The sequence below is a fragment of the Ferroplasma acidarmanus Fer1 genome (assembly GCF_000152265.2).
GTDB classification, from domain to species: Archaea; Thermoplasmatota; Thermoplasmata; order Thermoplasmatales; family Thermoplasmataceae; genus Ferroplasma; species Ferroplasma acidiphilum.
Map to the genome: position 1 here is coordinate 1,278,167 of NC_021592.1, position 11,321 is coordinate 1,289,487.

The window sequence follows — 11,321 nt, forward strand, 5'->3', positions numbered from 1 at the left end:
ATATGGAAATAACATTCAATAAAGTTACAAAGAAATACCATAAATTTATGGCACTCGATGATGTTTCATTCAATTACCGTGACCATGGGGCTATTGGGTATCTCGGGCCAAACGGCGCTGGAAAGACCACAACCCTTAAGGTTATGACAAATCTCCTCCGCCCGTCGGAAGGGCATGCAGAATTAAATGGCATAGACGTAAATAAATATCCAAAGAAAGCACTGGCAAATGTTGGCTCTATGATAGAAACGCCAACTCCATATCCATTTCTTACTGTGAAAGAATCAATGCAATTTGTTGGTGAATTAAGAGGAATAGATAAAAAAACAATCAATTCAAAGATAGATGAATTCTATGATGCATTGAAATTGCCACCATTGACATCGAAAATGGGCCAGCTATCCAAAGGTCAGAGGCAAAGGGCAGTGTTTGCATCTGTATTAATATCTGATCCAGATGTAGTTATACTTGATGAACCCACCAGCGGGCTTGATCCATTTGAAAGAAAGATATTCCGGGATTTTATACTGGAATTGAAAAAAACCAAACTGGTCTTCTTTTCATCACATATACTTTCAGAGGTTTCAGAAACCTGTGACGATGTGATTTTTATTAATCATGGCAAGATACTGAAACAGGGTAAAATTGATGAGATAGCCCAGGAGTTTAACACCAATGCCGTCTCTATAGAATTCCTCAAACCCTTAGATAACAATATGATAAAAAACATTCAGTCACTGGGAAGCGGTGTATTAAAGACAGATGGGAAATACGCCGTAATTAAATTTTCAGGGAAGGAAGATGAAAGGGCACAGATACTGGAGAATGCAATAAAACTTGCACCAATTATTTCATATACTTCGTATGGTTCTGACCTGGAATCCGCATACCTGTCAATTCTGGGTGAGAAATCCTAACTATAGTGGTGGAGTCAATGCTAAGGAAATTCCCGGATAATTTCATGTTCGGTACCGCAACAAGCCCATTTCAGGTGGAAATGGGCAGATCAGATAATTCTATATCTTCAGAGAGCGACTGGTATAAATGGTCACATGATAGTAATATAATACAGAAAACCTATGTAAGCGGAGATTTCCCGGACGATGGCCCGGATTTCTGGAATAATTATAAAAGATTCATCGATGCTTCTATTGATATGGGAAATAATTCCATAAGAATTGGCATAGATTGGGCCAGAATATTCAAAACATCAACTGAAAGTGTGGATGCAGTTGCAAGCAAAAACGAAAAGGGTGATGTTTATGCAATGTCATTCCCTGATAACGTTATCCAGAGAATGGATTCCATTGCGGATAATGATGCTGTAAAGCATTATGTTGAAATAATGGAATACATAAAGGCAAAAAATTTAAAGCTTATTTTAACAGCATACCACTGGCCTTTGCCACTATGGCTCCATGATCCTGTAAAATGTAACCAGGACTTTGCAAATTGCAGGGAAAAAGGATGGGGAGACAAAGCCACAGTAGAGGAATTCGGCAAATACATTTATTATATTTATAATAAATTTCACAGATATGTAGATATATGGAATACACTGAATGAACCGAACATAATAGCTATTAATGGCTATGTTTATGGCAATCTGGAGGGATTTCCTCCTGGATTGTCTAACTTTTCAATAGCTGTATCCGTTATGAGGAACCTCGCCTACGCACATAATATAGCATATAAAATTATCAAGGCACTTGATCATTCCTCACAGGTCGGGATCAATGTAGCTGTCCCATATTTCCAGCCTGAAATGGATACACCGGAAAACAGGTTCATTGTAAATTATGTTAAACACATTTTTTATGACCTGTACCTCAATTCTGCCCTGTACGGAAACTTTGACAATTCCCTATCTGGAATTTTTAATGAATCACGCCCCTCTGAATTTGCAGGTACAGATTTTATAGGAATAGATTATTACAGCAGGATAAGGGTAAGATATGTGGACAACGACAATGTTGACCTGAGGTATAGATTTGCCTTTTTGCCCTGCAGCAAGTGCTCGGATAATTACTGGGATATATTTCCTGAAGGCATACGCAATGTTTCGAGGTCAGTATTCAACCATTACAGAAAACCTGTTATGATACTGGAAAATGGGGTTGCGGATGCAGAAGGATCATTGCGCAAAGAATTCATAGAAAAACATCTTATAGAGCTACATAAGGCCATTAAGGAAGATTATATACCTGTAAAAGGATATTTCCACTGGTCTATAGTGGATAACTATGAATGGGCCAGGGGTTATAAGGACAAATTCGGGCTTTATAAAATCAATAATGGAGAATTCGTGAAAACGGAAGCCTCTGAATTTTATAGCAAAATATGCCACGATCATGGTGTGGAGGACGAAGATTTTAAAACTTATTAGCTAAATGAAATCCAGAGAGAATGCATAAAGGTTAAAAATATATAATAAAGCTATATACTATTATATGTATCTACGAAGCTATTTAAATTCACCCGAAGTAATGGAATTAATAGATCATATAGTGCATTCTGATTTTGTAGAAGCTATGAAAGATGGGACTATAGAGGATGAGCGATTCAGGTATTACTTAAAGCAGGATCATATATACGTGAAATATTATAAAGCAGCAGGAGAAGTTATAGGGAAAAATACCGGTGATGATAATATCAGGGAACTCTACAATGAAATTGGCAGTGAAGAGCCAGAATTTCACAGGAACATGTTAAAGCAATTTGGAATAGATGAGGCCGGAATAAAAGAATCTGAAATAAACTATACAACATATTCTTACATAAATCACCTTTTGCGCTGGTCAAAAGACTCTTCTATTAACGGGATGCTATCCATGTTCCCATGCCAGTGGTCTTACGGTTATATTGCGGAAGCAACTGCAGCACCCTCAGAAAAATATCTATTCTGGTTTGATTTTTACCGGTCAAAAGATTACAGGTCAATAACTGATAAATATCTTGAAATATTGCAAAAAGAACCTTTAAGCACATATCAGGAACAGATTATCAAATTTGGCCTGGAGTATGAATTAAATTACTGGAAAGAATGCTATATCGAAATAAAATAAATAGTGGTTTACCATTCACATCTAATGATAAACGGGGCACTGGATTACCTGTATAACCTCAAACGGGAAGGCATTAAACTGGACCTGACTGCAACTCAGGATTTCGCCAGCCATGTGGGCAATCCACAGTCTAAATTTAAGACGATACACATAGCAGGAACCAATGGAAAAGGTTCTATAGCATCATATGTGTATAATATACTCCGGCAAAAGTATAAAACAGGAATGTACACATCCCCGCATTTGCTTGATTTCAACGAAAGAATAATACTTGATTTAAATATGATTCCCGATAGTTATATTATTGATTTTATGAACTCAAACCGCGATTATATAGAAAATCTTGCAACCATATATAGAAATCCCACATTTTTTGAAACCACAACAGTAATGGCATTCAAATATTTTGCTGACAATAATGCTGACTACGCGGCGATTGAAGTCGGACTAGGTGGGAGGCTGGATTCTACCAATATAATTAACCCGGAAGTAAGCGTCATTGCACAGATAGGGTATGAACATTATCAGAGGCTGGGCTGTTCACTAACTTCAATAGCCCACGAAAAGGGTGGAATAATCAAAAATGGAAAACCGGTTGTACTGCTGGATAATAAACCCGAAGTTGTGGCAGAGATTACTAAAATTGCCAGTGTAAGGAATTCAAAGCTTGTAAAAATTTCAGATTATTGCTCTATAACGGATCTTAAATTCAATCTTGACGGCATGTCTTTTAAGCTCCAGACACCCGTAGAGGAATATCATATCACCACATCAAACCTCGGATTATTCCAGCTCGGCAATATCAGCACAGCAGTAGCAAGCATGGAACTTCTGCCGGAAGGGTCCCCCGGTAAAAAATCCATAGAAAAAGGTATAAGGGAAAGTAGATGGCCATCCAGGTTTGAGGTAATAAGCAGGGAACCACTGGTAATAATGGACTCATCACATAACCCTCCCGCAGCACACGCACTAGTAGAGACCTTCTCAAACTTTGTAACGCAAAAGCCGGTACTGTTGATAGGAATGCTTGATGACAAGGATTATTTCTCCTATATGTCAATATTAAGAAAACTTTCAGACAGTGTAATTTTAACCACACCGGATGAACCATCCCGTTCACTGGATCCGGATGCCCTGGCAGCTGGCATAGGACATATGTTTCCTTCTATCAGAATAATTAAGGACCCAGTTGAGGCGTATAATTTTGCAATTCAGAATTATAGCTGTGTTCTGGTAACAGGTTCAATGTATCTTGTAGGCATGTTAAAAAAGTATCTGGGTTCGTCTGTCAGACCGTTTAACATGGATTAATCTATCGGTAAAATAGTAGGTAACAAACCAGGTTAAAAAACCTATTTGTATGTAGAATATATATGATGTAATTACTGGTATCTATGGACAATCCTTTTATCAAATACAACAAATCAAACGATTACGTGGTGGGCGACCTGAAGAAACTCAGCAGTTCATACATACCCGATAACTTCCCACACAGGGAAAAGCAGATAGATAGCATTGCAAGGGTTCTGAGCTCCATCGTTACAGGCGGGCTGTCATCAAATCTGCTGCTTTATGGCAAATCAGGCTCTGGCAAGACCTCTTCAGTTATTTATGTTACAGGCATGCTTAAGGAAACACTCAAAGGAAATATTAATATTATTTACATTAACTGTGAAATTTATGATTCGCAGTATTCCATCCTGGTATACCTTACCAATGCCATAAATTCTGGAGATGCCCCCATTCCCATACTTGGCCTTCCCCAGGACAAAATATATTTTGAACTGGTTAAAAGATTAAACAAATCAGGGCGTTATACAGTAATAATACTGGATGAGATAGATAAGTTGATTCAGAAGAGCGGCAGTGACGCTCTTTACGTGCTTTTAAAGATAATGGCGGATAGCAACACATCATTGATAGGAATAACAAATGATGCATCATTTGTAAATGCACTGGATGCCCGTGTGCAGAGCAGGTTGAACCAGGAAAGCATCATATTTCCCCCATACAATGCTATGGAACTCAGGGATATACTGAATTTCAGGGTTTCAGGAATAATTAAAGATGGATTTATCACAGAAGCATCCATAAACCTCTGCGCTGCTTTGGGTGCCCAGGAACACGGTGATGCGAGGAAGTCTATAGACCTCCTGAGAATAGCCATAGATTCTGCCCTGAAGGACGGTAAAGATTGTGTTACTATAGATGATGTATACCTTGCCCGTGACAGGTTTGAGATGAACGTTCTGAAGGAGTCAATAAGGACGCTTCCCATCCATTCGAAGATGGTGCTGCTTAGCGCATGCCTCACACAGGAAACAGACGCAGATCTTTCAGTGACCGGTGAAATATATGAAAATTATGGGAACATATGCACCGAGCTGGGATTCCAGCCTCTTACAATGAGGCGGATATCAGATCTGCTGTCTGATCTGGAAGATACAGGCCTGCTTACCACAAATACAAGATCACTGGGAAGATATGGAAGAATGAAATTTATCAGGGTAATGGGTTCTATACAGAACGTAAAGGGATACACCCTTGAAGATCCTGCATTCGTAAATTTTCAGGGTTCAAAAATAGTCCGCCAGTCCAAATTAAGAACCAATTTTGATGCGTATGTGGAAACTTATAAAAACGGCGATTTTGACAATAAATGAGTTTTACAATCACCGGAGTGAAAGTTTCCAGTGTTGCGCATATGCCTGTCACAAAAATTTAATAAGGTTTTTACAATAATGGAATATGTTTAAATTATACAAACTGCCAAAGGAAGATAGGGGAATTATAGACGCCCTCCTTGCCGATGATGTTGTCGGGAGGCAGACAATTACCTATAAAGATGGAGTCAATTATGGCTATGATTCATCATATATTGTTCTTATAGAAGGTCCTGAAGATATTTTTAAAAACGTTGAAACTATTGCATCAGGAAAACTTGAACCGCTGGGCAAATCAAAACAGGAAGATATATACAAAAAGATCAAAGATGAGGAAAACAACTCCCAGAATGGGCTGGGCTTTATTTTTGGATGAATATGCTTATCATAACAGGCATGCCGGGTTCTGGCAAAGATGAATTTGTAAAGGTTGCAAAATCTATGGGCTTTATAGATGCCCATATGGGGAACACAGTAAAGAAAAATGCCTTGGAAAAGAAAATTCCCTTAGATGATGGAAGTATAGGTGCATATGCAACTGAAGAGCGCAAGAAATACGGTATGGATATCTGGGCAAAGAGAACCGCAGAATTGATTACTGAACCTGATATAACTATAGTGGATGGTTTAAGAAATGAGGAAGAGCTTGATTATTTTAAGGGCAATTTCCAGAATATTATAGTAATAGCAGTATTTGCAAATGAAAATGACCGCCTTGAAAGAATACTTGCAAGGGATAGGGAAGACGATTCACATAATTATAATGGCATGCACCAGCGCGATAATCGTGAACTTTCATGGGGTATCGGAAAAGTAATATCACTCGCAGATTACATGATAGTAAACGACTCAAGCCTGGATGAATACCATAAAAATGTAAAAATTCTACTTAACCATATTATTTCAAGGCATCCTGAGATAAATATAAAATCAGGCGCCTAATTTTTTTGTATACTCATAAAGGGAATTAAAGAAGACCTCTCCTGTTCCATTCTTATGCTTGTTGCCATCATTCATCATCTGAAAGCCGTAATAAACCCTTTCAGGATGTGGCATAAGACCTATTACATTTCCTTCCCTGTTTGTCAATCCAGCTATGTCCATAACAGACCCATTGGGATTCCATGGGTATGAAGAATCGGTGCCGTTAATATCTGTATATTGAAAGATCATCTGATCATTTTCTATAACAGAATCCAGTGTTTTCTTGCTGTCAAATATTACTTTCCCTTCCATGTGGGCAACAGGAACCTGTAATATCTTGCCCTCAAAATGCCGCCTAAAAATTTTGTTTTTTGATGTATACTTTATGTATGTATACCTGCATTCAAACCTATCAGAATCATTTGTTCCCAGAACCATGGTTCTTTTTCTTTCTGTACCTGTATCTGGAATCATGCCCAGTTCGCTCAGAACCTGGAAGCCGTTGCATACACCTATCAGTATTTTTCCTGAATCTACAAATTTATTAAGCTCATTTATGTGCGGTGCTAAACGGGAAGCAAATATTGCTCCTGCCCTTACATAATCGCCGGCTGAAAAGCCTCCTGGTATAAACAATAAATCATAATCTTCAAACTTCTTCTTTCCTATTTCCGATACATGTACATATTCAGATTCAAAACCGGATCTTCTAAGGGAAAGGAAAGCCTCTTCTTCATTATTGGTGCCTTCCATTCTTAAAATTCCAGCCTTTAATTCATTACTTTGCACTCTTTCTCTCCTTTGATTTGACTCTTAATCCAGTATAACCGCATTTTCTGCATTTTGTTGCGTTTATTGAATTTCTTGCATAACATTTCATACATATTTTGCGTGTCAATCTTCTTTCTATTGCTTCTGCGAACGGCATAAAATCACTCACTCCTTATCTTTTAAGAATATTTTAACTTTGTTGTAAAATGGGGTGTGGGACACTATTCTAATACCTCCCCATATTGAATAAATTGTGCCAGACATTGGTGCATAACAGTGCATTGCCTATCCTGTCATCCCTTCTCTGTGCCATATTCCATCCCAGCATCTTCTTGTCTGCTGCAAATCCTGATTCTGAATTGCTTCTTTTATGGTACTTTTCAAGGTAATTCATAGTGTCATTGAGAAATTCCCTTATTATAGATTTCCATTTATGTGAACCGTGCAATGTAGAATTCTTCTTAGGTATAATGTATACCTTTGTATCCCCTAATTTATCTACATATGAAGGTGATGAATAATACCTGTCAAGCCTTATAGAATCTATATTAATACCTATTTTGTTGACAATCCTCATTGCATTGTCATATGCATTTCTTTCAGATTTCATGCTTGTTCCGGAGGCTATATACATCCTTGTCCTTAAATCCATAATGGAAAAGGAATATGCAAACAATCTTTTTCTATGCCCTTTTGATTTTTTATCCTTATGTTCTTCCTTTCCAATTTCTTTATTCTCCTTTGCAAGGTCTTTCAACCTCTGTGCATAGGATTCGTAGTTCTTCTTTACTGTTAATGAATAGCCCGTGCCATCGCCTGTTGCATCTGAATTTGCAATATTCTTATTCTTCAGTAACAATACATGGAGATTGAATATGGCCATTACAACTTCATTGTCTGAATATAGCCTTTCTATTGTTTTATATGATACATCTATGCCTGAAAGCATAGAAAATATATCGAGCATATTAACAAACATCCTGTTTGATTCGCCAACAAGCTGTTTTATAAGTATTAATTTCACCCTCTGGGCAAGTAATAATGAATGTGGATGCCCTGGCCTTTTAGCAATATGCATAATGGATACGGCTTTTTCAATAAGGGGATCAAGTTCCTTCATTGCAGTTTTAATTCTCCGTGAAAACTCGGATTCGTATGTTCTCCAGTTTCTCCCCTTTTCCGGATGTTCCTGTACATACTTCTTCCCCAGTATATTGTTTATCTCCTCAAGTTTATACTGTATGTCCTCACTCCTGACAAGACCCATAGATAGATATATATACAATGTATATATACATTACTATGGGAAAAGTGGAAATACATGAGACAACAGAGGTCTCTATAAAAGGAATATATGGATTCATAGAGAGGAAAGTAACAAAGTTCGGATCGGGTGCAAAGGTGGATTGCCCTAAGGAATTTCTCGGCAAAAGGGTTTACATTGTAATAACCAGGACGAATAATAGTGTCCCACACCCTGTAAAATGGTAAAAATTATAATTAAATAAAAATATTAAATATTATTGCCCGCCCTTCATCTCAGAATTAGCGCCCTTATCTTCTATTTTCTTAAAGTCCTGTGCACGTTTTTCGAGGATTTTCGGGAGTGCAGTGTATTCCATATCTTCATCAGGAAGCCTGTGTGGCTCAAATACACCCATTCTTCTCATGTAGTTGGCCATATTCAGTGCCTCATTTCTTGCATAATCAAAGGCTACATCCCTGAACATATCAACAGGACCTGCCAGTTTTCCCTCTTTCATGACAAAGCCAAGAGCCATAACTCTTGGTGGGCCATCAAATCTGGTCATCTGTGCATTATCCATTCCAACCGGCATCATAGGCCCATTAAACGATCCTCTCATCCAGCCTGATACAAGATAAGAATTGGCAAATGGCTCCAGTGCTTCACCTGAGGCAGGCAATCCTGATTGTATTCTAACTATGCCTGCAGGGTCATCTTTGCCTACATATTCTCCGGCTATGAATGATAATTTATCCGTAGTTATTACTGCAACATTTTCATCCGGTAGTTTTGTGTGAGTATTCTTTGTGTATACCCTCTTAATTACGTATTTGGACTTTGAACCGATAAATGCGAGCAAATCATATGTATCTTCAGGCAGTGATAGATAAATCTTTTTTCCGTTGTATATATCCCATACCTCAAATTTGAATCCCATATGCATATTCGGGTCAATTACAAGACCTGGTGTGTTGAACGGGTCTCCGAACATTTTATATATCGGATAATTAAATGCCCCTGGCTCGGTTTTGTCCATCATGTATACAATGAATGGTTCAGCCTTCCGTGGAGTTATTTCAAGTTCAGCAACTCCTGGCCCCATACCCTTTATATTCCCTGAAAATGCATCCTTTAATAAATCCTGCCCGGCACCATATAACCCTATTTTTTTTGCAACTTCAGTGCCTGCTTTAAATGCGTCCCAAGCAAGCTTGTGTATTTCCGGATTGTCAGCACCTCTTGTGTGCACCATGGTAATCTGTATGTCATCACCTATGTGTGATATATGGAAATCTGAAATCAATCCCTCTGAATTGTTTTTTACATAATTTTCTACTTCGTCAACTACTGGCTGGTATACAACAGTATGCCCGGGCAGGCTTCCAATATCTGCCTTAATATGTGAAATTGTTGTTTTCATACATTTCTATATCAATAATAACTATTAAATTTTATGTTAAATTTCTGTACGAATTTATCTTATTTCTATGTTTCCATATAGTTTTTAACAATGTGTCCGGATTGCTAGTAGAAACTGACAGTTATGTAAGAATATTTAAATACTATAATGTAAACTCATGATAATTTCTATACTTCCCGCGCATGGTTTATGGAAAGTGCAACCGCCGCTTCTTTTATTATGTGCGCTATGCTTCCGTGAACAAAAATATTGCCAATAGTCCCGAAATACTGGTCCCCCACCCTGATAATATTTGCAAAATTATTCGGTACAAAGGGTTTTGTCCCTCCCATTGCGTTTTCCATTGCTGTAATTCCGGATGACCTGGCAATTATAGCCGACATAGGAATAAATCCGCCATTATCCACCAGCATTGAATCACCTGCGGCATATACATCGGGATAATCCACAGATTGCAAAAATGAATTTACAACAATCCTGGAGTTCTTTGTCTTTAATTCCTGTTTCATTTCCGGGAGATTCCCTGTAAATCCTCCGGCGAATAATGTGATATCTGAATTAAACTTTTTTGTGCCGGATACCACACAATCCTTCTTAACCTCGTCAACAGGGTTTCCAAGTTCTATATTTACCCCATTCTTCTCGAGCAATTGTGTGGCATAATCTGAAAACTTTAGTGGCAAACCAGCGAGTATTCGGTTCCCAGCTTCCAGTATGGTTATACTGGCGTTCTGCATTGCTCCAGCGACCTCTACTCCCAGGTATCCTCCTCCGATTATTACTATTTTCTTTCTATTTACCAGTTGATTGCGCAGGTAAAGTGCATCCTCAAGACCGGAAAATCCATGGATATACTTGCTCCCATTTATGAAATCATATTTCTGGGAATGGCCAGTAGCTATGACAAGTTTTTCATAGGCTATATTTTTTCCATTTATATTAACAGTCTTTTCTTCCAGGTCTATCCCTGTGGCTTTTCCAGTATAATCTAGATTTCTCTTTATTCTTGGAAAATCCACGCTTTTTCCGCGCAGCGTATCTATGATTCTCGGAGCCATGATCATAAAAGGATTCTCATCCATAAGTTTTGATTTTCTGTTTCTCAACTTCGCAGAAATGCCTGCAATACCGCCGCCTATAACAATAATTTTGCCAGCCATGAATTCCAGTATGTTATCTCCAATAATATTATTAATTTTTGCAGTTAGAACGGAATTGAATTTTAGATGCAA

At 38.0% G+C, this 11,321-nt stretch carries 13 protein-coding genes; 8 read left to right on the plus strand and 5 right to left on the minus strand.

The features are described 5' to 3' along the window. Nucleotides 1-2: 2 nt before the first annotated feature. The 7 genes from FACI_RS06525 (at nucleotide 3) to FACI_RS06555 (ending at nucleotide 6,670) form a co-directional block, all read left to right on the plus strand. Complete coding sequence (locus FACI_RS06525; protein WP_009887341.1) at nucleotides 3-917, plus strand: ABC transporter ATP-binding protein; 915 nt, start codon at nucleotides 3-5, stop codon at nucleotides 915-917. 17 nt (nucleotides 918-934) lie between these two features. Then, the gene (locus FACI_RS06530) at nucleotides 935-2,386 is read left to right on the plus strand and encodes a family 1 glycosylhydrolase (RefSeq protein WP_009887342.1); all 1,452 of its coding nucleotides are present in this window, start codon (nucleotides 935-937) and stop codon (nucleotides 2,384-2,386) included. A 64-nt stretch (nucleotides 2,387-2,450) separates the two neighbouring features. Continuing rightward, nucleotides 2,451-3,065 (plus strand): TenA family protein, encoded by a 615-nt coding sequence (locus FACI_RS06535; protein ID WP_019841646.1) that lies wholly within the window; start codon nucleotides 2,451-2,453, stop codon nucleotides 3,063-3,065. Nucleotides 3,066-3,089: 24 nt separating this feature from the next. Further along, entirely contained in the window at nucleotides 3,090-4,376 is a 1,287-nt protein-coding gene (locus tag FACI_RS06540) for a bifunctional folylpolyglutamate synthase/dihydrofolate synthase (RefSeq protein ID WP_009887344.1), read from the plus strand. Between the two features lie 83 nt (nucleotides 4,377-4,459). Beyond that, the gene (locus FACI_RS06545; RefSeq protein WP_009887345.1) at nucleotides 4,460-5,728 is read left to right on the plus strand and encodes an ORC1-type DNA replication protein; all 1,269 of its coding nucleotides are present in this window, start codon (nucleotides 4,460-4,462) and stop codon (nucleotides 5,726-5,728) included. Nucleotides 5,729-5,813: 85 nt separating this feature from the next. Beyond that, nucleotides 5,814-6,104, plus strand: a complete 291-nt coding sequence (locus FACI_RS06550) for a hypothetical protein (protein ID WP_009887346.1) — start codon at nucleotides 5,814-5,816, stop codon at nucleotides 6,102-6,104. Continuing rightward, complete coding sequence (locus tag FACI_RS06555; RefSeq protein WP_009887347.1) at nucleotides 6,101-6,670, plus strand: AAA family ATPase; 570 nt, start codon at nucleotides 6,101-6,103, stop codon at nucleotides 6,668-6,670. Before FACI_RS06550 ends, FACI_RS06555 begins: the two co-directional genes overlap by 4 nt. Here the strand turns inward: FACI_RS06555 and purQ are convergent. The 3 genes from purQ to FACI_RS09830 form a co-directional block, all read right to left on the minus strand. Next, complete coding sequence (gene purQ / locus FACI_RS06560) at nucleotides 6,659-7,441, minus strand: phosphoribosylformylglycinamidine synthase subunit PurQ (protein WP_019841648.1); 783 nt, start codon at nucleotides 7,439-7,441, stop codon at nucleotides 6,659-6,661. The two genes, FACI_RS06555 and purQ, sit on opposite strands and share 12 nt — an antisense overlap. Then, nucleotides 7,431-7,580: a 50S ribosomal protein L40e gene (locus FACI_RS06565; RefSeq protein ID WP_009887349.1), complete on the minus strand. Its 150-nt coding sequence runs from the start codon at nucleotides 7,578-7,580 to the stop codon at nucleotides 7,431-7,433. The genes purQ and FACI_RS06565 overlap by 11 nt, the downstream gene beginning before the upstream one ends. 69 nt (nucleotides 7,581-7,649) lie before the next feature. Next, entirely contained in the window at nucleotides 7,650-8,690 is a 1,041-nt protein-coding gene (locus tag FACI_RS09830) for an ISNCY-like element ISFac3 family transposase (RefSeq protein WP_009886142.1), read from the minus strand. Nucleotides 8,691-8,725: 35 nt separating this feature from the next. On the opposite strand from FACI_RS09830, the gene FACI_RS06575 reads away from it, so the two are divergent. Further along, nucleotides 8,726-8,914, plus strand: a complete 189-nt coding sequence (locus tag FACI_RS06575; RefSeq protein ID WP_009887350.1) for a DUF2080 family transposase-associated protein — start codon at nucleotides 8,726-8,728, stop codon at nucleotides 8,912-8,914. 29 nt (nucleotides 8,915-8,943) lie between these two features. Here the strand turns inward: FACI_RS06575 and fbp are convergent, their stop codons facing one another. Continuing rightward, nucleotides 8,944-10,089: a fructose-1,6-bisphosphate aldolase/phosphatase gene (gene fbp / locus FACI_RS06580; RefSeq protein WP_009887351.1), complete on the minus strand. Its 1,146-nt coding sequence runs from the start codon at nucleotides 10,087-10,089 to the stop codon at nucleotides 8,944-8,946. Nucleotides 10,090-10,256: 167 nt separating this feature from the next. Further along, nucleotides 10,257-11,249, minus strand: coding sequence for an NAD(P)/FAD-dependent oxidoreductase (locus FACI_RS06585; protein ID WP_009887352.1), 993 nt, complete (start codon nucleotides 11,247-11,249; stop codon nucleotides 10,257-10,259). Nucleotides 11,250-11,321 lie beyond the last annotated feature (72 nt).